The organism is Cupriavidus pauculus (assembly GCF_003854935.1).
Lineage (GTDB): Bacteria > Pseudomonadota > Gammaproteobacteria > Burkholderiales > Burkholderiaceae > Cupriavidus > Cupriavidus pauculus_C.
The window spans coordinates 547,029-570,824 of sequence record NZ_CP033969.1 but is presented as its reverse complement, the minus strand read 5'-3'; the positions used below and the strand labels follow the sequence as shown (position 1 = coordinate 570,824).

The window sequence follows — 23,796 nt, the reverse complement described above, 5'->3', positions numbered from 1 at the left end:
AGAAAAAGAGAAGCGCGGGCGGGACGGTTCACCGTTCCCACGCGCTGACGACAAGCTGCTTGATCAGGTGCAGCTTGCGATGAAAAAAGTGGTCGGCGCCGGGAATGACGATGACCGGCAGCTCCTGCGGGCGCGCCCAGTCCAGCACGCTGGCCAGCGGCACGGTGTCGTCCTGCTCGCCATGGATCACGATGGTGTCGGCCGGCACGGTGGCCACGTCCCAGCGGCTCGTGGCCGTGCCCACCAGCACCAGCCGCTGCGCGGGCGTGCCGGCCTCGGCCAGGCGGCGCGCCACGTGCGTCTGCACGAAGCTGCCGAACGAGAACCCGCCCAGCGCCAGCGGCAGCGCGGCCACGTCGGCCGACCACGCGGTCTGGGTGCGCATCCAGTCGATCACGGCCAGCAGGTCGTCCTGCTCGCCCATGCCCTGGTCATGCTCGCCGGCCGTGCCGCCCACGCCGCGGAAGTTCGGCCGCACCGTGGCGTAGCCCAGCGCCACGAACGTGCGTGCCAGCGTCTGGGCCACCTTGTTGTCCTTGGTGCCGGCGAACAGCGGATGCGGGTGCGCCACGAGCGCCAGCCCGCGCACGGGTTCGTTCTGGGGCAGATCGATCGAGATGTCGATGGCGCCGACGGGGCCGGCGATGGTGGTGACCTGGGTATGCGCGTTCATGGTGACGGGGCAGGAGGAACAACGGCACAACAAAAAACCGGGCATCGGACCCGGTACGGCCTGGTGGGTACGCGGCTTCAGCGATCCACCATCAGGCGCTCAACGGGCTTGCCGTTGACCAGATGGCTGTCGATGATCTCGTCGATGTCCTGCTCGTCGACGAACGTGTACCAGACGGCCTCGGGGTAGACCACCAGCACCGGGCCGAGTTCACAGCGGTTCAGGCAGCCGGCCTTGTTGATCCGCACGCGGCCCTCGGCGCCGGCGATGCCCAGCGCCTTGCAGCGCTTCTTGGCGTATTCCTGCATGGCCTGGGCGTTGTGGTCGGCGCAGCAGGCCTTGCCGTCGTCGCGCTGGTTCAGGCAGAAGAAAACGTGGTGTTTGTAGTAGCTGCTCATGGCGGCGAACGGAACTGCGCGGCGCCGGGGCCATGGAGCGGGCACCGGGACACGGCGTGAATCGGGGAAGGTCGGAATTATACGTGCTCGCGCCACGCGTTCCCCGCCGCGCCGGTGCCCGGAAATCCGGAATGGCCGCCATCGATCGATGCCGGATGCCACCCGCCGGGCCCTGGTCGGGCGTGGCGGATGCCTCCGGCGACACTTTTCGGCCGAAACCCTGCCGGCCGGGCGCCCGCGCCGCGTCCGGAATTCCGGAGCTGGCCACTCCGGAATTCCGGAATCCCGGAGCGCCGGGGCCGTACCGCCGCCCCGCTTTCCTTGCAAATCAACGACTTGGCCGCGCCGCGCCGCGTGGCACGGCCGTTGCAAATAGTTACGCCCAGACGCGCGCCCGGCTTTTCCGGGCCCAGGCGCGCAACGTGGACGCCGCCGAGCGTCCGGCACCGGTCAAAACACCGAGGAAGACATCATGAGGAAACCCTTCTACAAGATCCTGTACGTGCAGGTGCTGGCGGCCATCGCCATCGGCATCCTGCTCGGCCATTTCGCGCCGGCCACCGGCGTGGAGATGAAGCCGCTGGGCGACGCCTTCATCAAGCTGATCAAGATGATCATCGGCCCGATCATCTTCTGTACCGTGGTGTCCGGCATCGCCGGCATGCGCGACATGAAGAAGGTGGGCCGCGTGGGCGGCAAGGCGCTGCTGTATTTCGAGGTGGTTTCCACGTTCGCGCTGCTGATCGGCCTGGTTGCCTCGCACGTGCTCAAGCCCGGCGTGGGCTTCAACATCGACCCGGCCACGCTGGACACCAAGTCGATCTCGCAGTACGTGTCGAAGGCGCACGGCCAGAGCACGGTCGAGTTCTTCATGCACATCATCCCGGACACGATCTTCAGCGCGTTTGCCAACGGCGACATCCTGCAGATCCTGCTGGTCTCGCTGTTCTTTGGCTCGGCGCTGGCCGTGGTGGGCGACCGCGCGCGCGTCATCCACGAGATGGTCGACCAGGTGTCGAAGGTCTTCTTCCACATCGTCCACGTGATCACCAAGGTGGCCCCGATCGGCGCGTTCGGCGCCATGGCGTTCACCATCGGCAAGTACGGCCTGGGCTCGCTGGTGCCGCTGCTGAAGCTGATCGGCACGTTCTACTTCACCGCCATCGTGTTCGTGCTGGTGGTGCTGGGCACCGTGGCGCGCTTCACGGGCTTCTCGATCATCCGCTTTGTCGCGTACATCAAGGAAGAGCTGCTGATCGTGCTGGGCACCAGCTCGTCGGAGGCCGCGCTGCCGCACCTGATGGAGAAGATGGAAAAGCTGGGTTGCTCGAAGTCGGTGGTGGGGCTGGTGGTGCCCACGGGCTACTCGTTCAACCTGGACGGCACCAACATCTACATGACGATGGCCGTGATCTTCATCGCGCAGGCCACCGGCATCGAACTGACGCTGCTGCAGCAGCTGACCATCCTGGCCGTGGCCATGGTGACGTCCAAGGGCGCCAGCGGCGTCACCGGTTCCGGCTTCATCACGCTGGCGGCCACGCTGGCCGTGGTGCCGACCATCCCGGTGGCCGGCATGGTGCTGATCCTGGGCATCGACCGTTTCATGAGCGAATGCCGCGCGCTGACCAACATCATCGGCAACGGCGTGGCCACCGTGGTGGTGTCGGCCTGGGAACGCGAGCTGGACCGCGCCCGCCTGAACCGCGTGCTGCGTGGGGGCGGCGATGACAGCGTCGAACTGGCAGACGCCAACGCCTGACGTGACCTCCGGGCCCGCCGCCGGCACCCCCGCCGGGCGGCCCCAGCCGGGCGCGGCTGGCCCGGGCCCGCATCCCGCTGGCCGGCCCCACCCGGGCGCCGGCCAGCGAGTATCATCGGCGCGACAGCTCCCCCGCGCGCCGATGCCCCATTCCGACGACTTCCTTGCCGTGCACGATTCCGCTGCGCCAGGCTCCGTGCACGCGCCGGAGAACCCCGCGCGCTGGTGGCGCTTTGCCGTCCTGCTGGTGGCGGGCCTGCTGGCGCTGTGCGCGCTGACGTGGCTGGTGTCCGTCCAGCGCGGAATCGCCGCGCTGCAACAGTCCACCGCCATGCGGGCCGACCGCTACGCCGGCACGCTCGAATCCACGCTGGACCGCTACGAATTCCTGCCCGCGCTGGTGTCGCTGCACCCGTCGGTGCGGGCGCTGCTGGCCGCGCCGCAGGACGCCGCGCGCATTGCGGCGGTCAACGACTACCTGTCCGAGGTGAACGGCCGCGCCCGCGCGTCGGCCACCTACGTGATCGCCGCCAACGGGCTGGCGCTGGCCGCCAGCAACCACGGCGAGCCGGGCAGCTTCGTCGGCACCGACTACCGCTTCCGCCCGTACTTCCAGATGGCCTCGCGCGGCCAGGTGGGCCGCTTCTACGCCATTGGCGTCACCAGCGACGAGCCCGGCTACTACATCGCCCAGCCAATCGAGGCCGGCGGCAAGGTGATTGGCGTGACCGTCGTGAAGCTGAACCTGGAGTGGTTCCAGCGCGCCGGCTCGGGCCGTGGCGAGCCGCTGATGGTGTCCGACGACCACGGCGTGATCTTCCTGTCGTCGGTGCCGGGCTGGCAGTACCGCACGCTGCGCCCGCTGCCGCCCGCGCTGCAGGCCGAAATGCACCGCACGCGCCAGTACCACGATGTCGACGTCACGCCGCTGCCGCTGCAGCCGCTGACGTCGCCGGTCATGCGCTGGCTGGCGCGCAACACACTGGCGGACAACCAGCGGCTTGTGCGCGTGGGCCCGACGGACCGGGGCGGCGCCGATGCCGCCGCGTCGGAGGCCGCGCCGGACGGCATCGACGGCATCGGCTGGAGCCTGGCCGAACTGTCCGGCGGCGGCGCCGACCGCTACCTGGAGATCAGCCGCGCGGTGGGCCCGGCCGGCTGGAACATGCAGGTCATGGCCCCGCTGGACCCGGTGCTGGCCAACGCCCGCAGCGCGACGATCGGCGCGGCGCTGGCCTACGCGTGCGTCTGCCTGCTGCTGGTGAACCTGCGCCAGCGCCGCCAGCGCGCGCGCGACATGCTCTACAGCCGGCGCCTGCTGGAGGCCGCCTATGACGAGCTGGAGCGGCGCGTGGAAGCCCGCACCGCCGACCTGATGGCCATCAACGAACAACTCGAAGCCGAGGTGGCCGAGCGCACCCGCGCCGAAAGCGAGCTGCGCGCCACGCAGGACGAACTGGTGCAGGCCAGCAAGCTTGCCGCGCTGGGCCAGATGGCCGCCGGCATCACCCACGAACTGAACCAGCCGCTGGCCGCGCTGCGCACGTTCTCGGACAACACGCGCGTGCTGCTGGAGCGCGGGCAGCTTGACGCCGCCACGGGCAACCTGTCGGCCATCGCCGACCTGACCGAGCGGATGGGCAAGATCACGGGCCAGCTGAAGCTGTTCGCCGGCAAGGCGCGCCCGCGCCGCCACGCGGTGGCCGTGCGCGCGGCGGTGGACCATGTGCTGCAGCTCATCGCGCCACGCCTGGGGCCGGTGGCGCTGACGGTGCGCGGGCTGGAGGGCGACGCGGGCGACCTGGCCGTCTGGGCCGACGAACTGAAGCTGGAACAGGTGCTGCTGAACCTGGTGGGCAACGCGCTGGACGCCATCGCCGCCCAGGGCCGCCCCGACGGGCGCGTCGGCATCGACATCGACGCCGACGCCGAGCGCGTGCGCATTGCCGTGCACGACAACGGCACCGGCATCGCCCCGGACGCGCTGCCGCACCTGTTCGAACCGTTCTATACGACCAAGGAGATCGGTCAGGGGCTGGGCCTCGGGCTGGCGATCTCGTCGTCGATCGTGCGCGAATTCGGCGGCCAGCTCGTGGCAGGCAATGCCGCGGGCGGCGGCGCGGAATTCGTGGTGACGCTGCGCCGGGCGCGCCAGCCGGTGGCGGCGTAGCGCGCTGTGATGGGGATAAAGGACATGATTGCGATGCAAGACGGGCTGCGGGTGCTGTTTGTCGAGGACGAGCCGCTGGTGCGGCAGGCCACGGCACAGAGCCTGGAACTGGCCGGGTTCGCGGTGCTGGCGCTGCCGTCGGCCGAGGCGGCCATGCCGCACCTGGCGGCCGACTTCCCGGGCGTGCTGGTGACCGACGTGCGGCTGGGCGGCGCCAGCGGGCTGGACCTGCTGCACCACTGCCGCAACGTGGCGCCGGGCGTGCCCGTGATCCTGGTCACCGGCCATGGCGACATCACGATGGCCGTGCAGGCGATGCGCGAAGGCGCCTACGACTTCATCGAGAAGCCGTTCGGCGCCGACCGCCTGACCGACACCGTGCGCCGGGCGCTGGAGCGCCGCGCGCTGGAACTGGAAAACGTGGCGCTGCGCCGCGAACTGGCCGGGCCGGCCGCCGGCACGCGGATCATCGGCCGGTCGCCGGCCATGGCCCAGGTGCGCGACCTGATCGCCAACGTGGCCGAGACCGACGTGCCGGTGATGATCAACGGCGAGACCGGCACGGGCAAGGAACTGGTGGCGCGCAGCCTGCACGCGCTGTCCACGCGCCGCGATGCGCCGTTCATCGCGCTGAACTGCGGTGCCGTGCCCGAGGCCATCTTCGAGTCCGAGATGTTCGGCCACGAGGCCGGGGCGTTCACCGGCGCCGGCAAGCGCCGCATCGGCAAGCTGGAGCATGCGTCGGGCGGCACGCTGTTCCTGGACGAGATCGAAAGCATGCCGCTGGCGCTGCAGGTGAAGCTGCTGCGCGTGCTGCAGGAGGGCACGCTGGAGCGGCTGGGCTCGAACGCGTCGCTGCCGATCGACGTGCGGATCATCGCCGCCGCCAAGGGCGACATGGAGGGGCTGGTCGCGCAGGGCGCGTTCCGGCAGGACCTGCTGTACCGGCTGAACGTGGTCACGATCCCGCTGCCCCCGCTGCGCGACCGCCGCGAGGACATCGTGCCGCTGTTCGAGCATTTCATGCTGGTGGCCGCCGTGCGCTACCAGCGGCCCGCGCCGATCCTGTCGGAAATGCAACGCCAGCAGCTCATGCAGCGCCCGTGGCCCGGCAACGTGCGCGAACTGCGCAACGCGGCGGACCGGCTGGTGCTGGGCGTACCCGAAGGCGGCCAGGCCGCCCGCACCGAATCCGCCGACGAAACTACCCCGCTGCGCGAGCGCATGGAACGCTACGAACGCGCCGTCATCGCGGACACACTGGCCCGCACCGGCGGCGCGGTCAGCCAGGCAGCCGACCTGCTACAGGTCGGCAAGGCCACGCTGTACGACAAGATCAAGCGGTACGGGCTGTAGGGGCTGCCGGGTTTGATCCCCTCGCCGGCATCGCGGGAGAGGGGCCGGGGGTGAGGGCAAGGCGGTGCAAATAGCCGCCGTGGCATCCCGACACGCCGGCCCTCACCCCCAACCCCTCTCCCGCAGGCGGGAGAGGGGAGCAAAAACCCAGCGAAAACATTGGCCTGGCTCCCGGGTTTCTCCCCTCTCCCGCATCGCGGGAGAGGGGCCGGGGGTGAGGGCAAGGCGGTGCAAACAGCCGCCGTGGCATCCCGACACGCCGGCCCTCACCCCCAACCCCTCTTCCGCAGGCGGGAGAGGGGAGTGTACTGGTCAAGTTTTTTCAGACACCCCGATAGGTTGTCGATAAAGCTTGTCCTCGAATTCCTGCGGTGAGGCGTACCCGAGCGTCGAGTGCAAACGCACCGGGTTGTAAAACCCCACGATGTACTGCGTGATGTCGCGCCGGGCTTCGGCCCGGTCGACGTAACGTTTCTGCCAGATGCGCTCCATCTTCAGGTTCAGGAAGAAGCGCTCGGCCACCGCGTTGTCCCAGCAGTCTCCGAGCCGGCTCATACTGCAGACCAGTCCGTGGCGTCTGAGCAGCGACTGGTATTCCTCGCTCGCGTACTGGCTACCCCTGTCCGAATGCACGATCAGTCCCGGCTCCGGCCGGCGATGCTGAATCGCCATCTGCAGCGCCGAGACGATCAGCGTCGCGGGCATGCTTGGCGCCATCGACCAGCCCACCACCTTACGCGAATACAGATCCAGCACCACTTCCACGTACAGCCAGCCTTCGGCTGTACGCACATAGGTGATATCCGAGACCCACGCCTGATTTGGCCTGGCCGGCGCAAACTGCCGAGCCAGCACGTTCGGGGCGACCGGACGGTCATGCCGGCTGTTTGTCGTCGCCACAAACTTGCGTTTCCAGACCGTGCGCAGATCCTCCTGGCGCATCAGGGTACGGGCGCGGTGGCGTCCCATCTTCACGCCGCCGCGGCTCACTTCCCGGGCGAGCCGACGACTGCCATAGCTGCGTCCGCTGCGCTCGAATGCCGCTCTCACATGGGCCCGCTCCCGGGCCTGCCTTGGCGTCTGCGCAGGCCGACGCCGGTGCGCGTAAAAGCCCGCGCGGCTCACCGCCAGCGCCCTGCAAGCTCGACTCACCGACACCGCCTTCTTCGCCAGCGCGCTCACTGCTTCGTACATCACTTCAGTTCGCGGGCAAAGAAGGCCGATGCCTTTTTTAGGATCAGATTGTCCTCCTTCAGGCGGCGGTTCTCTTCCTCAAGCTGACGGATGCGCTGCTGCTCGGGCGTCAGCGGTTTGCCGATGCCCTTGCCGCCGGCCAGCTCCGCGTCGTACTGGGCCAGCCAGCGCCGTACAGCCGTCTCGCCAATGGCCATCGTGTGGCAGACCTCGGTCACCGAAACCCCCTGGTCCCGGATCATCTTGACGACCTCCAGCTTGAAGCTGGGGTCAAACTTGCGACGTTGCCTTGTCATGTCGTCCTTTCCTCGTCGATCGTGATTGTCCACCTATCGACGTGTCTGAGGAAATTAGACCAGCACAGAGCGAAGACCCAGCGAAAACGTTGGCCTGGCTCCGGGTTTCTCCCCTCGCCCGCATCGCGGGAGAGGGGCCGGGGGAGAGGGCCAGGCGGTGCAAACAGCCGCCGTGGCATCTCGACACGCCGGCCCTCACCCCCAACCCCTCTCCCGCAGGCGGGAGAGGGGAGCGAAAACCCAGCGAAAACGCTGGCCTGGCTCCCGGGTTTCTCCCCTCTCCCGCATCGCGGGAGAGGGGCCGGGGGAGAGGGCAAGGCGGTGCAAATAGCCACCGTGGCATCCCGACACGCCGGCCCTCTCCCCCAACCCCTCTCCCGCAGGCGGGAGAGGGGAGCGAAAACCCTGCGAAAACGCTGGCCTGGCTCCCGGGTTTCTCCCCTCTCCCGCATCGCGGGAGAGGGGCCGGGGGAGAGGGCAAGGCGGTGCAAACAGCCGCCGTGGCATCTCGACACGCCGGCCCTCTCCCCCAACCCCTCTCCCGCAGGCGGGAGAGGGGAGCGAAAACCCAGCGAAAACTCAGCGAAAACGCTGGCCTGGCTCCCCGCTACTTCCACATCCCCCGCATCCGGCTGGCCAGGTCGACCTGGGGCAGCGCGGGCTTGGGCTGGCCTTCGCCGGGCATGGGCGGGGGCGGCCAGGACCGGCTGTAGAAATTCGGCATCACGCGGTTCGGCAGGAAGCGCGTGCGCGACGCGTAGACGTGGCGGTCGCCGAAGCCCACCTGGTTGTGGACGTAGAAGCGCTGCGGCACCACCACGTCCAGATGGTCGCGCGCGCGGGTCATGGCCACGTACAGCAGGCGGCGTTCCTCCTCGATTTCCTCGGTGGTGCCGGTGGCCAGGTCCGACGGCATGCAGCCATCCACGGCGTTGAGCACGTAGACGGCTTTCCACTCCTGGCCCTTGGCCGAATGGATCGTGGACAGGATCAGGTAGTCCTCGTCGCGCGACGGTACGCCCGATTCGTCGCTCGATGCGCTGGGCGGGTCCAGCGTCAGCTCGGTCAGAAAGCGCTCGCGCGAGGCGTACGTGGCGGCGATGCGCTCGATCTGCTGCAGGTCGGCCTGGCGCGCGGCGACGTCGTCGTGCATGCGTTCCAGATGCGGCTGGTACCAGGCGATGACCTGCTCGAACTCCGACGGCCACGGCGACGCCGGCGCCATCAGCGTGCGCGCCAGCGCCAGCAGGTCGTGCCAGGCGGGCGCGGCCGCGGGCGGGGCTTCGAACGCCTCCAGCGCCACCAGCGGCTCGGTGGCCGCTTCCAGCCCTTCCAGCACGCGCGCGGCCGTCTTGGGGCCGATGCCGGGCAGCAGTTGCAGCGTGCGGAAGCCGGCCATGCGGTCGCGCGGATTTTCCAGCCAGCGCACCACGGCCATCACGTCCTTGACGTGGGTCGATTCCAGGAATTTCAGTCCGCCAAACTTCACGAACGGGATATTGCGGCGCGCCAGTTCGATCTCCACCTGCGCGCTGTGGTCGGCCGCGCGGAACAGCACGGCTTGCTGCATCAGCGCCAGCCCGGCCTCGCGGCGCGCCAGGATCTGCTCGACGACGTAGCGCGCCTGGTCGGCCTCGTCATTCACCACCACCACGCCGGGCTTTTCCGCCGACTCGCGCAGCGACCAGAGGTCCTTGGTGAACCGTTCGGCGGCCAGCCCGATCACGGCGTTGGCGGCCTGCAGGATCGGCTGCGTGGAGCGGTAGTTCTGCGACAGCGTCACCTGCTGCGCGGCCGGCGTGAACTGCGCGGGGAAATCAAGGATGTTGCGCACCGTGGCGCCGCGGAAGGCGTAGATCGACTGGGCGTCGTCGCCCACCACGGTCAGGCCGCGGCCGTCGGGTTTCAGCGCCAGCAGGATCGACGCCTGCAGCGCGTTGGTGTCCTGATACTCGTCGACCAGCACGTGGTCGAAGCGCGCGCCCATGTCGCGCGCCAGCGCGGGCTCGGTCATCGCCTGCGCCCAGTAGAGCAGCAGGTCGTCGTAGTCCAGCACCTGCTGCTTCTGCTTGGCCTCGACGTAGGCGGCGAACAGCGTCTTGAGCGCGTCGGCCCACATCGCATAGCGCGGGAACTGCGTCTTGAGCACCACTTCGATCGGCAGCTGGGTGTTGACCACGCGCGAATAGATCGCCAGGCAGGTTTCCTTGCGCGGGAAGCGCGACGCCTGCTCGGACAGCCCCAGGTCGTGACGCACCACGTGCATCAGGTCCGCCGAGTCGCCACGGTCGCTGATCGTGAAGGTCGGCGCCAGGCCCAGCGTCTCGGCGTACTCGCGCAGCAGCCGGGCGCCGATGGCGTGGAACGTGCCCGACCACTGCAGCGCCGCGCGGCCCGCGCCGGACTGGATGCCCAGCGCCTGGTCGACGATGCGCTCGACGCGGCGCCCCATCTCGGCGGCGGCGCGGCGCGAGAACGTCAGCAGCAGGATACGGCGCGGATCGGCACCGCCGACCACGAGGTGCGCCACCCGGTGCGCCAGCGTATTGGTCTTGCCCGACCCCGCGCCGGCGATGATCAGCAGCGGGGCGTCGCCCGCATACGTCACGGCGGCGCGCTGTTCCGGGTTCAGCTTGGACAGATAGGCGGGCGCCTCGGACGCCTCGGACGAGTCGGCCCCGGCCGGGACGTGGGCATCGGGGGCGGCTTCCGGGGCGTAATCCGGGGAAACTTCGGGGACGAGATCCGGCAACACGGCGCGATGGGATTGGGCGGGAGGAGAAAAATCTGGCGCCCACTGTATATCCATACAGCTTTGGCTGGCAAGCCGCAGACGCCCGCGGCGCGCCTGCGCAACAAAAAAGGTGCCGCATGGGCACCTTTTTGGCTCGGGGAGCGGCTACTTCAGGCCGCGCTGGCCAGCGCGCCGTCCAGCAGCTTGTGCAGCGCGTCCCACTCGGGCTCGCCGACGTAGCGCTTGAGAATCTTCCCGTTCTTGTCGACGACGAACGTGGTCGGCGTCAGTTGCACGTCGCCGAACGCCTTGGCCGCCGAGCCGTCCGAGTCCATCGCCACCTTGAACGGCAGCTCGCGCGTCCTGGCGTAGTTGGCCACGTACATCGGCGGGTCGTAGTTCATGGCCACGGCCACGAAGTCCAGGCCCTTGTCCTTGTATTGCTTGTAGGTGTCGATCATCTGCGGCATTTCCTTGACGCAGGTGACGCAGCTCGTGGCCCAGAAGTTGACCAGGTAGACCTTGCCCTTCAGGTCGCCGGTGCTGACCTTCTGGCCCGACAGCAGCGTGAAGGTGGCGTCTGGGACGCTGCTGGCCGGGGTCATCGCCCGGTAGCCAAAGACGCCGAGCACCGCGGCGATCACGATCGCGGCGACGATGGGCCAGCGCTTGCGCGCGGGGCGGGCGGGGGTTGCGGTATTGGACATGGGATGACGGGGTTGGGGGCCAGGGCCCGGAAGCCGGCGGCGGACAGCGGCCATTCTACCGCCGGGCGCCGCTGTCGGCAGCGCGGCCGGGGCGGCGGTGCGCGGCTGCGGCAATTCGCCGCGCGCGCCGGTTCAGGGGCGGGCGGCGGACTTGGCGGCCACCTTGGCGCGTGCCTCGTCGATGGCCTGCTCCAGGTAGGCGCCGTAGAAATCGGCCTGCATGCCGCGCAGCGGGGCGGCCAGGTTGCGGCCGTTGCGGTCGAGGAACAGCACGGTCGGCGCCACCGAGATATTGCGCGCGCTGGCCCACTGGCGGGCCGTGGTCATCGTGCCGTCGGCGTCGCGGATCGGCGTGTCGGCGGTCATGTCGATCTCGCGCGCGGCAATCTCGCCGGCCGCGAGCTGCGGACCCAGGTAGTTGCGCCGCACCGTATCGCAGTAGCTGCAGCCGGGCAGGCTGACCAGCACCACCAGCGGCTCTCCATGCCGCGCGGCCGCGGCAGACTGGGCGCCGATATCGGTCACGGGCGGCAGGTGGGCGGTGGCGGCAGCGGCGCCGGCGCAGGCCAGCAGCGCCACGGCGGCGAACGCGGAAGACAGGAAACGGGGCAGGGGGCGTACGGACATGGGCACCTCACGAACTTGCGGCGGCCCGCCAGCGGCATCGGGTGCAACGTGCGCGATGCGCGGCCGGGCGGCTTCCCGGATAATAGCGGCTTGCGCCCGATCGCGCCGACCTTGCCGATGCCCCCGACCCCGTTCCCGTCCCATTTCCGCCCCGGCCTGCGCCAACTGCTGCTGCTGGCCGCCGCCTGGCTGGCGCTCGCGGGCTGCACGCCGCGCTATGACTGGCGCACGATCGTGTCCAGCGACGGCAAGTACGCGGCGCTGTATCCGGCCAAGCCGACCAATGCGGCCCGCGACGTGTCGATCGCGGGGCGCAAGCTGCCCATGACGATGGAGGCGGCCAATATCGACGGCACGCTGTTCGCCGTGGGCGTGGTGACGCTGCCCAGCGACGACGCCGCGCTGCGGCGCGAGGCGCTGGACGCCATGCAGGCCGGGCTGCTGGCGAACCTGGGCGCCCAGCCGGGCCAGCCGGCCAGCGCGCGGCCGGTCACCGTGATGTCGGCCGCCCAGCCGCCTGTGTCGCTCGACGGGATGGAATTGACCGTCGCCGGTGTTTCGCCGCAGGACAAGGCGCCGCGCCGGCTGACGGCCCGGCTGGTGGCGTCGGGCGCACGGGTCTACCAGGCCGTGGTGCTGGAAGCCGGCGACGCCGCGCGCGATACGCGCCAGGCCGAGCAGGTCGAACAGTTCCTGACCGGCTTTCATCCGTTTTGACCATTTTTCTGGATCGAGGAGTGCAGTGATGCGTTGGGAAGTGTGGCTGGCCTATTTCGCCGCGTGCTGGGTGATCGCGGTATCGCCGGGGTCCGGAGCGGTGCTGTCGATGAGCCATGGGCTGTCGTATGGCCTGAAGAAGACGTCGACGACGATCCTGGGGCTGCAGACCGGGCTGGTCATCATCCTGCTGGTGGCCGGCGGCGGGCTGGGCGCGCTGTTGCTGGCGTCCGAGCAGGCGTTCCTGGTGGTCAAGACCATCGGCGCGATGTACCTGATCTACCTGGGCATCCAGCAATGGCGCGCCCGGGTGGAGGCGGCCCCGGCCGACGCCCCCGGCGGCCAGCCGGGCACGGTGCGCGTGGCCGGGATGAGCCGGCGCCGGCGCTTTGCCACGGGCCTGCTGACCAACGTGACCAACCCGAAGGGCATCATCTTCATGGTCGCCGTGCTGCCGCAGTTCATCGACCCGGGCCACCCGCTGGCCATCCAGCTCGCCATCCTGGCGGCCACGATGTGCTGCGTGGACCTGATCGTGATGCACGGCTACGCGCTGCTGGCATCGCGGATGCAGGGCCTGTTCCGCAACGCGCGCGCCGTACGCTGGCAGAACCGCTTCTTCGGCGGCGTGCTGGTGGCGGTGGGCACGGCGCTGTTCTTCGTGCGCCGGCACCACGCGTAAGCCGCAAGCCGCTGGCATAGTGCGCCGGCCTTTGCTTCAATGGGAGTGACCTGGAATTCATGGAGACCCAGATGCGCGATGCCGGCCTGAACGCCCACCGGGAACCGCCCCCCGGCGAACCCCCGCCCCCCGGCTTCCCGCCGGACCAGGCACCCATCGAGGACCCACCCCCGCCGCCGGTGGAACCGCCCGTGTAAGGCCATCAGCCCGCTTTCGCGGGCTTTTTTGTTTCCGAGCGTTTCTTAGCCCGTCCGCAGCACCCGCCGGTACTGGATGGCCTCGGCCACGTGGCCGGCGTCGAGTGTGTCGGCGTCGGCCAGGTCGGCGATGGTGCGGGCGACCTTCAGTACGCGGAAGTACGCGCGGGCGGACCAGCCCAGCTTTTCCATGGCGCCGCGCAGCAAGGCCTGGGCGTCGGTGGTCAGCGGGCAGTGGGTGTCGATCTGGCGGCCGGACAGTTCGCTGTTGGGCGTGCCCTGGCGGGCGATCTGGCGCGCGCGGGCGTCCATGGCGCGGGCGCGGACGGCGGCGCTGGGTTCGCCGGGCGGGCCGTCCAGCACGTCGCGGTGGTTCTGGGCGGGCACTTCGATCTGCAGGTCCACGCGGTCCAGCAGCGGGCCGGAGATGCGCGACTGGTAGCGCTGCACCTGGTCGGGCGTGCAGCGGCACATGCGCGTGGGATGGCCCAGGTAGCCGCATGGGCACGGGTTCATGGCGGCGATGAACTGGAAGCGGGCGGGAAAGTCGACCTGCGCGGCGGCGCGCGAGATGGTGATGTGGCCGGTTTCCAGCGGCTCACGCAGGACTTCGAGCACGCGTCGGTCGAACTCGGGCAGTTCGTCGAGGAACAGCACGCCGTGGTGGGCCAGCGAAATCTCGCCGGGGCGCGGATTGCCGCCGCCGCCCACCATGGCCGGGCCGCTGGCCGTGTGGTGGGGGCTGCGGAACGGGCGCCGGCCCCATTGCGACGGCTGGAAGCCGCCCGGGGTCAGGCTCAGCACGGCGGCGGCTTCCAGCGCCTCGCTCTCGGTCATCGGCGGCAGCAGGGCCGGAAAGCGCTGCGCCAGCATCGACTTGCCGGTACCGGGCGGGCCCACCAGCAGCACCGAGTGCTGGCCCGCGGCGGCTACTTCCATGGCCCGGCGGGCCTGTAGCTGGCCGCGCACGTCGCGCATGTCGGGGTTGGCGCCGGGGTCGGTGGCGGGCGGGGCCGGCCGGGCGCGGGGCAGCGGGTGCTCGGGCAGCATGCCGACGTGGTGGCAGATGTCGCGCAGCGTGGCGCCGGCGTGGACGGTCAGGTCATCGACCAGTGCGGCTTCCGGGCCGTTGTCGGTGGCGACGATGAACGCGCGCGCGGGCTCGCCGGCGGCCAGCCGGGCGCGGTTGTCGCGTGCCAGCCCCATCGCCATCGCCAGCGCGCCGCGCACGGGCCGCAGGTCGCCCGCCAGCGACAGCTCGCCGGCAAACTCGAAGCCGTCCAGCGCGGTGGCCGGCAACTGGCCGCTGGCCGCCAGGATGCCCAGCGCGATGGCAAGGTCGAAGCGGCCGGACTCCTTGGGCAGGTCGGCCGGCGCCAGGTTGACCGTGATCCGGCGGTTCGGGAATTCGAACTCGCAGTTCAGCAGCGCCGCCCGCACGCGCTCGCGGCTTTCGCGGACTTCGGTGTCGGCCAGCCCGACGATGTTGAAGGCCGGCAGGCCATTCGCCAGGTGGATTTCGACGGACACGGGCGGCGCGTCGATGCCGTTCAGCGCGCGGCTGCGCAGGACTGCGAGGCTCATACGTTTGCGGAAGTGTTAAAGAAAAAGGCCACCGGAATCCGGTGGCCTTTCTGGCGATGCGTGGGTGGCTGGGCGCCGGGGCTCATACCCCAGGGGTGGGCGGGATGCCGCCGCTGCCGCGGGCTTCCAGCGCGGCGATGCGCGCTTCCAGCTCCTCCAGCCGGGCCCGGGTGCGCGCCAGCACCTGCGATTGCACGTCGAATTCCTCGCGCGTGACGAGGTCCAGGCGCGCAAAGCCCTGGGTCATCATGCTGCGGACGTTCTTCTCGATGTCCTTGGCCGGCGAGTTGCGCAGCGCTTCACTGACCTTCTGCTGCAGGTCGTTGAAGAGATCGGTCGGTTTCATGGTGAAGCTCCTGTGTTGACCAATTTGGATCGTTCGGGTCAGCGGCCGGCGGCGGCTACGCCGCCTGGCACCCGCGATGCACCGCCATGGGGCGTCCGGGGCGGTCCTCCCGCACACCGGTATCCCCGGTCGATGCACCTGAGTGGGGCGCGGCGACCCGGTCGACCGTGCCCGGGCCCGGTCTGGCCGGCGGGACGCCAAGCGCGCAGCACTTGACCCTTCATGACGCGGATTATGGCGCGTGATCGGCCGCCATGAAAGCGCCAGCAAGGCCCGGACACATCTTTTAACGCCTTTTGCCCGCCGTGGCGCCGCCCGCGGGCCGCCCCGCCGGGTGGAGAAGCGGGCGCCCGGCCACCTCTCACGACTGTTCCCGTCCGTGCGCCGCCACGGGGCGCCTGCCCTGGCACGGCAGTTGCAGTACCAGAGCTAGGAGCGTCAAGACCTAAAAGCAACAAGCCATCAAGGCAAGCAGCAGTCCCTCAAGAACGAGCCCGCGAAGATTTCAAGGAAAAGGAGAGAACCAGATGAAGACGTCGAGCCTCGCAGTCAGCGCCGCTGCCCTTCTGCTCAGCCTGGCAGCCCCGGTGGCACTGGCCCAGACCGCCCCGGACGCCGCCGCGCCTGCAGCCGCACCGGCCGCCGAGCCGGCATCGCCGCACACCTTCACGGCCAACGTGTCGGTGGTTTCCGACTATCGCTATCGCGGCATCAGCCAGACCAACCTGCGTCCGGCCATCCAGGGCGGGTTCGACTACGCGCACGAGAGCGGCTTCTACATCGGCAACTGGAACTCAAGCATCAGCTGGCTGGAAGACGCCGATTCGTCGGTGTCGGCGCCGATCGAGATGGACTTCTACGGCGGCTACAAGAACAAGTTCGCGCTGGGCGGCCAGGAATTCAACTATGACGTGGGCGTGCTGGAGTACTTCTACCCGGGCGGCTACACGACCACGCGGCCGTACACGACCGAGCTCTACGCCGGCATCGGCTGGGGCCCGGTGTTCCTGAAGTACTCGCACGCGGTAACCAACCTGTTCGGCATCGACGACAGCAAGAACAGCTACTACGTCGACCTGACGGCCAACGTGCCGCTGAACTTCTGGGACCTGACGCTGAACGCCCACGTGGGCTACCAGGGCGTGACGCACCACAGCGACGCGTCGTACACCGACTGGAAGATCGGCCTGACCAAGGACCTGGGCAAGGGCTTTGCGCTGTCCGTGGCCTACGTCGACACCAACGCCAAGGAGTCGTTCTACACCAGCGCCAACCGGGGCCGCTATCTAGGCAAGGCCGCGGCGTGGGCATCCATTACCAAGACTTTCTGATTCCAAACAGCACACATCCGGAGCCGGGCGGCATGACCCGACAAGCCGCCCCCAAGGAGAATCCCAATGAAACTCATCATTGCAGTCATCAAGCCGTTCAAGCTCGACGAGGTGCGTGAAGCGCTCTCCGACGTGGGCGTGTCCGGCATCACCGTGACCGAGGTCAAGGGCTTCGGCCGCCAGAAGGGCCACACGGAGCTGTACCGGGGCGCCGAGTACATCGTCGACTTCCTGCCCAAGGTGAAGATCGAGGTGGCGGTACCCGACGACGTGGTCGAGCGCGCCATCGAGGCAATCGAGAAGTCGGCCCGCACGGGCAAGATCGGCGACGGCAAGATCTTCATCGCGCCCGTCGAACAGGTCATCCGCATCCGCACCGGTGAGACCGGCGGCGATGCGCTGTGACACCAGAACTACGAGAGACAGAGGTTAGACACATGAAAACCTGGTTCAAGCGATTCCTGACGGCTGGCGCGATGGCGCTGGCGCTCGGCACGGCCGGTCTCGGCCTGTCCACCCATGCCGTGGCGCAGGACAAGCCCGCCGCCGAGGCATCGGCCCCGGCAGCGGCCGCCGCCCCCGCGGCCGCCCCGGCAGCCCCTGCGGCAGCGCCCGCGGCCGCGGCCCCGGCAGAAGCCGCACCGGCCGCCGCGCCGGCCCCGGTGCCCAACAAGGGCGACACGGCCTGGCTGCTGGTGGCCACCGCATTCGTGATCCTGATGACGCTGCCGGGCCTGGCGCTGTTCTACGGCGGCCTGGTGCGGTCCAAGAACATGCTGTCGGTGCTGATGCAGTGCCTGGTGATCTTCTCGCTGGTGGCGATCCTGTGGGCCATCTACGGCTACAGCTTCGCGTTCACGGAAGGCAACGCGTTCTTCGGCGGCACGGACCGGCTGTTCATGAAGGGCCTGAACGTCGACGCCGTGGCGGCCACGTTCAGCAAGGGCGTGGTGATCCCGGAACTGGTGTTCTTCGCGTTCCAGTGCGCGTTTGCCTGCATCACCTGCGGCCTGATCATCGGCGCCTTTGCCGAGCGCGCCAAGTTCTCGGCGGTGCTGGTGTTCGTGGTGCTCTGGTTCACGTTCGCCTATATCCCGATGGCCCACATGGTCTGGTTCTGGCCGGGTCCTGACGCCTACACCGATGCCGCCGCCGCCACCGCGGCCACGGCCAAGTCGGGCTGGCTGTTCCAGAAGGGCGCGCTCGACTACGCGGGCGGCACCGTGGTGCACATCAACGCCGCCGTGGCCGGCCTGGTGGGCGCGTTCATGTTCGGCAAGCGCATCGGATTTGGCCGCGAAGCCATCCGCCCGCACAGCCTGACGTTCACGATGGTGGGCGCATCGCTGCTGTGGTTCGGCTGGTTCGGCTTCAACGCCGGCTCGGGCCTGGAAGCCAACGGCGGCGCCGCGCTGGCGTTCGTCAACACGCTGCTGGCCACCTGCGCCGCCGTGCTGTCGTGGACGTTCGGCGAGTGGATCGGCAAGGGCAAGCCGTCGATGCTGGGCGGTGCCTCGGGCGCCGTGGCCGGCCTGGTGGCAATCACCCCGGCCGCCGGCTTCGTCGGCCCGATGGGCTCGATCGTGATGGGCCTCGTGGCTGGCCTGCTGTGCCTGTGGGGCGTAAGCGGCCTGAAGCGCATGCTGGGCATGGATGACTCGCTGGACGTGTTCGGCGTGCACGGCGTGGGCGGCATCGTCGGCGCGCTGCTGACCGCGGTGTTCGCGGCCCCGAGCCTGGGCGGCGTGGGCATCTACGACTACGTGGCCAACAAGGTGGCGGACGACTATTCGATCGCCGGCCAGCTCTGGATCCAGTTCGAAGGCGTGCTGACCACGGTGGTGTGGTCGGGCGTGGTCGCGCTGGTTGCCTACAAGCTGGTGGACATGCTGATTGGCCTGCGCGTGCCGGAAGAAGAGGAGCGCGAGGGCCTGGATATCACTTCGCACGGCGAAACGGCCTATGAAGCCTGATATCCACAACAGGGTTGTGCTGGAGAGCTGATTGGGAATCTTCTCTCAGGAGTTTTGCCCCGGCCATGTGCCGGGGCTTTTTTATTGGATCAACGAGGCGTTCCGGGGATACATTCATCGACATGCGCCCATTTGTCTTCATCGAATGTATTAATGCCGATCTGGGCGGGTGGGATTATTGCCCACAATGGCTCATATCCAATCCACTCGTCTTATCAGTCGCGCGTTTCATATTCCTCAGGGATTTTATAATCGTCTGGAAACTCTGGCCACCCCATCGCAGGATCGCTTGATGCACGATGAAGATCGTCCATTAAAGCTTCGAAGAAAGACTTTAAGCTATGCGCGGCAACCGAACCGCTGACTAAAGCGGCGCGCTGAGCTAGCATATCTCCCTTTTTCGTCGATAAATCAAAGAGCTTCATGGCCTCCTGTAAAGTGGCTACATTCACCTTGAATATCTCATTAAGATTATCTGCCCAGTCAATATTCCAATCGAAACGGCCGGTCTCAGGATCAAAATGCTGTAACTGCGCATCGCCAATACCTCGCGACCTCGCCAAACTAAGTAATCTAACGCGAATCATGTCAAAATCAGCATCTTGACTCATTTCAACTTTCTCCCTTCCAACTTTGCCTTCTCGGTCTTAAGGGGGTTGATTGTGCCATCGAGATTTATTGCCATCTTAAAACTTCCAAATTTATCGAATGCTTCTAAGTGGTTCATGTGAAGGCTGTCGATATAGAATTGGCCGTGACGCTGGTGTTCCGATGGGTCACCGATTTGCCGTCCGCCTTCGCCTTGTTCTGGCTCGCGGCCAGTTCCAGCGTGAATCCGTTCTAGTCTCCGGAAGACACTCTCAAACAAATGCGGCCATCATCAATCCAAAAAATGAAGTCCAGATGAGTTCACCATCTGTTCGACATACTCCCAGCTCCAGGACTTCGGCATCCAAATTAGATGCGTCAAATCAAAAGAAGGCTCCCACACGACGCCAGCACCGTCGAAACACACCGAGCAACCCCCTGTGTCTCGCATCACATTCATACCGATCGCCATCGTCTCGGTCAAACTTGGAATCTCGTCGACACGCCCGTCTGCGAGCGTAAAGTTTCTCCCTGCCCGTGCAAGGCGCTCCCACAGATCTAACAAGCGTTCTTCCGCCACCATATACGAAGGAAGCGCGTCGCTTTCTAAAGCTAGCTGATAATACAAAAATTGACATTCGTCAAATTCATCATTGCTTAAGAAATGATCGAAATAAGAGACTCTTCTGTGTAAAAAATTATCCTCCAAACTTAAGAATGAGTCTTTGTCGAATTTAATTAGGTTCAATATCGATCCGGGGTTCAGGTTCCATCCTTTTTACTTGCTTACACGAATCATCTCTTTTCCATCCCATACGTACGTTCCCAGCCTTCTTTCATGCTTGTCATAGCCTTTCCATCCTTCGTCCGCTCGATGGCCTGCCTTGTCTGGCGAAGAACAAATGCCCGTATTTGGATCTAAAAAACCGGCGCCTTTCTAGTTGCATCTCGGACGCTGTGAAATTCTCACTATGTCCTGATATTCATCGTCATCTGACTATTGCACTTCGCACTCACGTAGCCATCGAAGCAATCTCGGAAAATCGGTTCCGCAATATTCCACTGGTTGTAAAGGAGTTAGGATCCAGTTACGGGGCGGGTATCGAATGCATTACCACTCTCCATAGCCATATTCCTCGGGAATACTATAACCGTCTGGAATCTCTGGCCATCTCATAGCTGGATTGGTCGCGGCGCGCCGCAAATCGCTCATCAAATCATCGAAAAATCCCTCCAACTTGTGCGCAAAAATCGAAGCCCGTAGCAAGGCGACACACTGAGTAAGTTCATCATTCTTGCGGCTAGCCAAATCAAACAACTTCATTGCTCGCATCAAATGTTCTGCATCTTTCTCAAAAGCTCTGTCGAGATCATCACTCAGAATCAACGTCCAATCAGATTTCCCCGTCATCTCATCAAATTGTCGTAGCTGGTCTTCAACTAAACCGCGAGATAATGCCAAATCCAGCAATGCAATCCGAATGGATTCAAAACCGTTACCACCATTCATTTTAATCTCCTGCCTTCCTTTATTGCCCTCACGGTTTTAACTTCATTGACTGAGCCGTCCAGATTAAGCGCGGCCCTAATTCTTCCCTTATTATCGAAGACTTCAAGGTGGTTCATATGCGCGCTGTCAATATAAAATTGATCGCCGGTGCAAATCTTTTCACCAACGTCCTTTGTCGCTACGAATATCCTGGATCCCTTGTAAATTCTGGGCGTTCCGCGTGACCCGTCGTTCAATTGAGAACCAAATCCATTACTGGAGAGGAACTGCCTCATATTGTCAACCCTACCGGCGTTCGGGGAATATTTATCGGTCGCCCCACCAGCCCCGATCCCCGCTGCCGCCCCAATCCCCACATCCGCCACCAGCCGGGCGACCTCTTGCGGTCCATAGGCTGATCGCCTGCCAGCTTATTTGCATTGGCGATAGCGACGGTTCGCAATTGATTTAGGCTGGCATCGCCAAACCGTAGATCAGCGTACTCGGCCTTCTCTGCGTCTGACCAATTGCCAGGGCCTTTTTCCTGGAGTTCGGCCATTCTCTCGCCCTGGGCCTGTTGTTCCAATCGCAGGTCCCGCGCGAGCGTCAGACATTCTGACTGCGTCGAACAGTCCGTCACTTCCCGCTTGTTCTTCTCCCATTCGGCGGCGTATTCGGCGCGGACTTTGTCCCGGCAGGCTTTGTCCGCGCAGGCGGCCATGGCTTCGGCGCGATCCCGTTTTTGCGTATGGTTAAGGTAGTTATTCTCCGTCGCCACCTTCCCGACATTCGCCCCGGCTGCCGCGTCTCAAATCGTCACGTCTGCACCGGACGTCCGGTCTTGGAAATATCCAGAGAGATCGACCGTCGCCCCGGATCGGGTTTCAAATTATTGATGTAATAATCTACTGGGGCCAGAGGTTAGAACGGAGACCGTGCGCTGTCCATGGAAATCACCGCGATCTTCCACCCTGCTGATCAGCAGTCTAAAAATAAATCCTCCACTTATTGGCACTCTCGCCACTCATGACATGTGGTATCCCTTTTATACATCTTCCCGTTAAATGAAATGAGCTTCTCTGCCTCTCGAAGCCGGTATGTCGGCGAGTATTCAAACCGATCCGGAAGTTCAGGCCAATCCAGATTCTTCATTCCTGTACGATTAAGTCCGTCCTCGGCTGCCCGCAGGAGGTCTTGTTTCAGCGCGTAGAACAATGAACTGATATTGTGCGCGAATCCTTGCGCCTCCACGAGAGCGCATCGAGCCGTCAGCAAATCACCTTTTGCTATGGCCTCTTGATGCACGCGCATTAATTCCATGAGCTCTATCATATCTGTCGTAAAATCGACATCCATATCTCTCGTATAGTCCAGCCCCCAATCTTCCTGCATCTTGCCGATGCTAGTACCACGCGAATTTGCTAGTTGTGCAATTGCTTCTTTAATGTTTTTTAAAAACTTCATTTACCTAACCTCCTTCCTCTTGCGCCCATCATTTTCTTCTCATTTATTGAGCCATCTATATTTAGAACCCACTTCCACATAGACCTATAGAATAATGACTCCTACGAAACTCGCTACCGGATATGCCGGTATTAAAGAGTTCGATAGTGTTTTACAAATTCGCCGCCCGCCATTCTGGATGAACGAGAACCGAATGACGAGGTCACCCCCGCCAGAGATAGGGGGGTTGATACGAACGATGGCAAGAACTGGAGCAGGTTCTACAGTCGAATAGCACTGCCGCTGACCTCCTGTCACGAGTCTGAATCAAGATTACGGAGAACGTTCGCAACCCTATTTAGTAACTCTGCGCTGTCGAGTTCATACTCCTCGCGATCGGCCTCGGGATTATACAGATCAACCAAACAGAAGATTGTTGATAGAGCACTATTAATGTTTGGAGGATCCACCTCAAGCAACCCTAGATCACGTTCATGCCGCCATTTCTCCGTAAATGTGTCGACGAATTTTCCAGTTTCTATTTTCCCACACACGAACTGACGTGAGCAGTCTATGAGTTCAACACTCATCGCAATACACCATTCCTTATAAAACTCTCGAACTGTGTGGTTCCTGGACTCAACTTCCATCCGCTAACAAAGGCACCCGATTGGTCGACCAATCAGGTCTTCCGATGCAAACGGAGGCTCCTCCAGCCTCTGCGCCTTCGACTGCGCCACCAGCCAAGCCGTACCGAGCTTATTGCAATCGACGCTGGATGAGTTCGTTCCACATCCGGCCGCCTGCATCTGATCGAGAATGAAACTCGAGACGCCGTTGCAATCTTCCCCCGGCTCGCAGCGGTTCACTGAGGCGGCTAGGTTTTCGTCGTTCTTGCGGTCCTGCTCGGCGTAGATTTCCGCCTGCTGGCATGCCTTGGGATTGGCGGATCCACAGGCGGCCGCGGCCTTCTCGAAGGCTTCGCGATCCACGTGGTTCAGATAATTATTCTCCGTCGCCACCTTCCCCACATTCGCCCCGGCTGCCGCGTCTCCAACCGAACCGCCCGCAATACCTCCCGCAGCCCCTCCGACGATCGCCCCGGCCAGTTGCACCAGCGCCTTGCGGTCTGACTCGCTGAGGTCTTTCTGGTTGAGCAGGGCCTGGCCAAACGCTTCCATGGCCAGTGAGGCGGCTGCGCCGCCGGCCGCGCCGGCGGCGAAGTTGCCGCCCATGGCTTCGGCCATCAAGCCGCCCACCAGCGCGTGGACGGCGGCCTTGGTCCCGGGGGAGCTGCCTACCAGCACATCGCCGACCTTGTTGTAAATCAAAGGCGCCGCCTGCTGCGCTACCTCGCTCTTGATCCGGTTTAGCTCCTGCTGGTCCTTGACCTTCTGCGCGTCGAAGATCTTGTCAATGCTGTCGTTCGCGTTTTCGGTGTCGCGGTTCAGATTGGCGAGGGTTTCGTCGGCGGTCTGGCCGGTCTTGGCCAGTTGGCCGGCCTCGTCCGTGATCTGCACCGTGCCCGC

24 protein-coding genes are annotated in these 23,796 nt (G+C 65.5%); 8 read left to right on the top strand and 16 right to left on the bottom strand.

The window, feature by feature from the left end; genetic code table 11:
- Positions 1-28: 28 nt before the first annotated feature.
- Together EHF44_RS04320 and EHF44_RS04315 are read right to left on the bottom strand one after the other, a co-directional pair.
- Entirely contained in the window at positions 29-673 is a 645-nt protein-coding gene (locus tag EHF44_RS04320; protein ID WP_124682607.1) for an alpha/beta hydrolase, read from the bottom strand.
- 77 nt (positions 674-750) lie between these two features.
- Positions 751-1,071, bottom strand: a complete 321-nt coding sequence (locus EHF44_RS04315; protein ID WP_124682606.1) for a (2Fe-2S) ferredoxin domain-containing protein — start codon at positions 1,069-1,071, stop codon at positions 751-753.
- Positions 1,072-1,543: 472 nt separating this feature from the next.
- On the opposite strand from EHF44_RS04315, the gene EHF44_RS04310 reads away from it, so the two are divergent.
- The 3 genes from EHF44_RS04310 (at position 1,544) to EHF44_RS04300 (ending at position 6,359) form a co-directional block, all read left to right on the top strand.
- Entirely contained in the window at positions 1,544-2,833 is a 1,290-nt protein-coding gene (locus EHF44_RS04310; protein WP_124682605.1) for a dicarboxylate/amino acid:cation symporter, read from the top strand.
- A 142-nt stretch (positions 2,834-2,975) separates the two neighbouring features.
- Entirely contained in the window at positions 2,976-5,003 is a 2,028-nt protein-coding gene (locus EHF44_RS04305; RefSeq protein ID WP_124682604.1) for a sensor histidine kinase, read from the top strand.
- 33 nt (positions 5,004-5,036) lie between these two features.
- Positions 5,037-6,359 (top strand): sigma-54-dependent transcriptional regulator, encoded by a 1,323-nt coding sequence (locus EHF44_RS04300; RefSeq protein WP_124684990.1) that lies wholly within the window; start codon positions 5,037-5,039, stop codon positions 6,357-6,359.
- A gap of 312 nt (positions 6,360-6,671) precedes the next feature.
- Here EHF44_RS04300 and EHF44_RS04295 read toward each other — a convergent pair.
- From EHF44_RS04295 to EHF44_RS04275, 4 genes are all read right to left on the bottom strand, one after another.
- A protein-coding gene (locus EHF44_RS04295) for an IS3 family transposase (RefSeq protein WP_216643971.1) occupies positions 6,672-7,849 on the bottom strand; the annotation gives its coding sequence in 2 pieces (ribosomal slippage) (positions 6,672-7,582 and positions 7,582-7,849; 1,179 coding nt in all).
- Positions 7,850-8,456: 607 nt separating this feature from the next.
- Entirely contained in the window at positions 8,457-10,658 is a 2,202-nt protein-coding gene (locus EHF44_RS04285) for an ATP-dependent helicase (RefSeq protein WP_437340311.1), read from the bottom strand.
- A gap of 95 nt (positions 10,659-10,753) precedes the next feature.
- Entirely contained in the window at positions 10,754-11,290 is a 537-nt protein-coding gene (locus EHF44_RS04280; RefSeq protein ID WP_124682602.1) for a TlpA disulfide reductase family protein, read from the bottom strand.
- Between the two features lie 132 nt (positions 11,291-11,422).
- Positions 11,423-11,917 carry a thioredoxin gene (locus tag EHF44_RS04275; protein ID WP_124682601.1) on the bottom strand — a complete coding sequence of 165 codons (495 nt, stop codon included), beginning with the start codon at positions 11,915-11,917 and terminating at the stop codon, positions 11,423-11,425.
- 117 nt (positions 11,918-12,034) lie between these two features.
- Here EHF44_RS04275 and EHF44_RS04270 point away from each other — a divergent pair, with 117 nt between their 5' ends.
- Positions 12,035-12,634 (top strand): hypothetical protein, encoded by a 600-nt coding sequence (locus tag EHF44_RS04270; RefSeq protein WP_124682600.1) that lies wholly within the window; start codon positions 12,035-12,037, stop codon positions 12,632-12,634.
- A gap of 28 nt (positions 12,635-12,662) precedes the next feature.
- Positions 12,663-13,316 (top strand): LysE family transporter, encoded by a 654-nt coding sequence (locus tag EHF44_RS04265; RefSeq protein WP_124682599.1) that lies wholly within the window; start codon positions 12,663-12,665, stop codon positions 13,314-13,316.
- A gap of 242 nt (positions 13,317-13,558) precedes the next feature.
- Here EHF44_RS04265 and EHF44_RS04260 read toward each other — a convergent pair whose 3' ends face one another.
- Both EHF44_RS04260 and EHF44_RS04255 read right to left on the bottom strand, forming a co-directional pair.
- Complete coding sequence (locus tag EHF44_RS04260; protein WP_124682598.1) at positions 13,559-15,097, bottom strand: YifB family Mg chelatase-like AAA ATPase; 1,539 nt, start codon at positions 15,095-15,097, stop codon at positions 13,559-13,561.
- Positions 15,098-15,179: 82 nt separating this feature from the next.
- Positions 15,180-15,443, bottom strand: a complete 264-nt coding sequence (locus EHF44_RS04255) for an accessory factor UbiK family protein (RefSeq protein ID WP_124682597.1) — start codon at positions 15,441-15,443, stop codon at positions 15,180-15,182.
- Between the two features lie 527 nt (positions 15,444-15,970).
- Between EHF44_RS04255 and EHF44_RS04250 the strand changes: the two genes are divergently transcribed.
- The 3 genes from EHF44_RS04250 (at position 15,971) to EHF44_RS04240 (ending at position 18,747) form a co-directional block, all read left to right on the top strand.
- Entirely contained in the window at positions 15,971-16,774 is an 804-nt protein-coding gene (locus tag EHF44_RS04250) for a TorF family putative porin (RefSeq protein WP_124682596.1), read from the top strand.
- Positions 16,775-16,840: 66 nt separating this feature from the next.
- Positions 16,841-17,179, top strand: coding sequence for a P-II family nitrogen regulator (locus EHF44_RS04245; RefSeq protein ID WP_124682595.1), 339 nt, complete (start codon positions 16,841-16,843; stop codon positions 17,177-17,179).
- Between the two features lie 32 nt (positions 17,180-17,211).
- Positions 17,212-18,747 (top strand): ammonium transporter, encoded by a 1,536-nt coding sequence (locus EHF44_RS04240; RefSeq protein WP_124682594.1) that lies wholly within the window; start codon positions 17,212-17,214, stop codon positions 18,745-18,747.
- Between the two features lie 215 nt (positions 18,748-18,962).
- On the opposite strand, the gene EHF44_RS04235 is transcribed toward EHF44_RS04240, so the two are convergent.
- The 8 genes from EHF44_RS04235 to EHF44_RS04200 all read right to left on the bottom strand — a co-directional run bounded on the left by EHF44_RS04235 (position 18,963) and on the right by EHF44_RS04200 (position 23,787).
- Entirely contained in the window at positions 18,963-19,358 is a 396-nt protein-coding gene (locus tag EHF44_RS04235; protein WP_124682593.1) for a hypothetical protein, read from the bottom strand.
- Between the two features lie 269 nt (positions 19,359-19,627).
- Complete coding sequence (locus EHF44_RS04230) at positions 19,628-20,083, bottom strand: hypothetical protein (protein WP_124682592.1); 456 nt, start codon at positions 20,081-20,083, stop codon at positions 19,628-19,630.
- A gap of 363 nt (positions 20,084-20,446) precedes the next feature.
- On the bottom strand, positions 20,447-20,845 hold the full coding sequence (locus tag EHF44_RS04225) for a hypothetical protein (protein WP_124682591.1): 399 nt from the start codon (positions 20,843-20,845) through the stop codon (positions 20,447-20,449).
- A complete protein-coding gene (locus EHF44_RS04220; protein ID WP_216643970.1) occupies positions 20,842-21,120 on the bottom strand; it encodes a hypothetical protein in 279 nt (92 codons plus the stop codon). Before EHF44_RS04220 ends, EHF44_RS04225 begins: the two co-directional genes overlap by 4 nt.
- The gene (locus EHF44_RS04215) at positions 21,117-21,602 is read right to left on the bottom strand and encodes a hypothetical protein (protein ID WP_124682590.1); all 486 of its coding nucleotides are present in this window, start codon (positions 21,600-21,602) and stop codon (positions 21,117-21,119) included. The genes EHF44_RS04220 and EHF44_RS04215 overlap by 4 nt, the downstream gene beginning before the upstream one ends.
- A 227-nt stretch (positions 21,603-21,829) precedes the next feature.
- Positions 21,830-22,288: a DUF6853 family protein gene (locus EHF44_RS04210; protein WP_124682589.1), complete on the bottom strand. Its 459-nt coding sequence runs from the start codon at positions 22,286-22,288 to the stop codon at positions 21,830-21,832.
- 293 nt (positions 22,289-22,581) lie between these two features.
- On the bottom strand, positions 22,582-22,857 hold the full coding sequence (locus EHF44_RS28955; protein ID WP_172966007.1) for a colicin immunity domain-containing protein: 276 nt from the start codon (positions 22,855-22,857) through the stop codon (positions 22,582-22,584).
- Between the two features lie 63 nt (positions 22,858-22,920).
- Positions 22,921-23,787, bottom strand: a complete 867-nt coding sequence (locus EHF44_RS04200; protein ID WP_124682587.1) for a VENN motif pre-toxin domain-containing protein — start codon at positions 23,785-23,787, stop codon at positions 22,921-22,923.
- Between the last annotated feature and the right edge of the window lie 9 nt (positions 23,788-23,796).

Coding starts and splice junctions, on each gene's coding strand:
- EHF44_RS04285 (WP_437340311.1), bottom strand. CDS start 10,658: ATGGATATACAGTGGGCGCCAGATTTTTCTCCTCCCGCCCAATCCCAT.
- EHF44_RS04220 (WP_216643970.1), bottom strand. CDS start 21,120: ATGAGGCAGTTCCTCTCCAGTAATGGATTTGGTTCTCAATTGAACGAC.
- EHF44_RS04245 (WP_124682595.1), top strand. CDS start 16,841: ATGAAACTCATCATTGCAGTCATCAAGCCGTTCAAGCTCGACGAGGTG.
- EHF44_RS04250 (WP_124682596.1), top strand. CDS start 15,971: ATGAAGACGTCGAGCCTCGCAGTCAGCGCCGCTGCCCTTCTGCTCAGC.
- EHF44_RS04210 (WP_124682589.1), bottom strand. CDS start 22,288: ATGAAGTTTTTAAAAAACATTAAAGAAGCAATTGCACAACTAGCAAAT.
- EHF44_RS04280 (WP_124682602.1), bottom strand. CDS start 11,290: ATGTCCAATACCGCAACCCCCGCCCGCCCCGCGCGCAAGCGCTGGCCC.
- EHF44_RS04315 (WP_124682606.1), bottom strand. CDS start 1,071: ATGAGCAGCTACTACAAACACCACGTTTTCTTCTGCCTGAACCAGCGC.
- EHF44_RS04305 (WP_124682604.1), top strand. CDS start 2,976: ATGCCCCATTCCGACGACTTCCTTGCCGTGCACGATTCCGCTGCGCCA.
- EHF44_RS04255 (WP_124682597.1), bottom strand. CDS start 15,443: ATGAAACCGACCGATCTCTTCAACGACCTGCAGCAGAAGGTCAGTGAA.
- EHF44_RS28955 (WP_172966007.1), bottom strand. CDS start 22,857: ATGAGTGTTGAACTCATAGACTGCTCACGTCAGTTCGTGTGTGGGAAA.
- EHF44_RS04270 (WP_124682600.1), top strand. CDS start 12,035: ATGCCCCCGACCCCGTTCCCGTCCCATTTCCGCCCCGGCCTGCGCCAA.
- EHF44_RS04275 (WP_124682601.1), bottom strand. CDS start 11,917: ATGTCCGTACGCCCCCTGCCCCGTTTCCTGTCTTCCGCGTTCGCCGCC.
- EHF44_RS04260 (WP_124682598.1), bottom strand. CDS start 15,097: ATGAGCCTCGCAGTCCTGCGCAGCCGCGCGCTGAACGGCATCGACGCG.
- EHF44_RS04265 (WP_124682599.1), top strand. CDS start 12,663: ATGCGTTGGGAAGTGTGGCTGGCCTATTTCGCCGCGTGCTGGGTGATC.
- EHF44_RS04300 (WP_124684990.1), top strand. CDS start 5,037: ATGCAAGACGGGCTGCGGGTGCTGTTTGTCGAGGACGAGCCGCTGGTG.
- EHF44_RS04240 (WP_124682594.1), top strand. CDS start 17,212: ATGAAAACCTGGTTCAAGCGATTCCTGACGGCTGGCGCGATGGCGCTG.
- EHF44_RS04310 (WP_124682605.1), top strand. CDS start 1,544: ATGAGGAAACCCTTCTACAAGATCCTGTACGTGCAGGTGCTGGCGGCC.
- EHF44_RS04225 (WP_124682591.1), bottom strand. CDS start 20,845: ATGAATGGTGGTAACGGTTTTGAATCCATTCGGATTGCATTGCTGGAT.
- EHF44_RS04235 (WP_124682593.1), bottom strand. CDS start 19,358: ATGAGTCAAGATGCTGATTTTGACATGATTCGCGTTAGATTACTTAGT.
- EHF44_RS04320 (WP_124682607.1), bottom strand. CDS start 673: ATGAACGCGCATACCCAGGTCACCACCATCGCCGGCCCCGTCGGCGCC.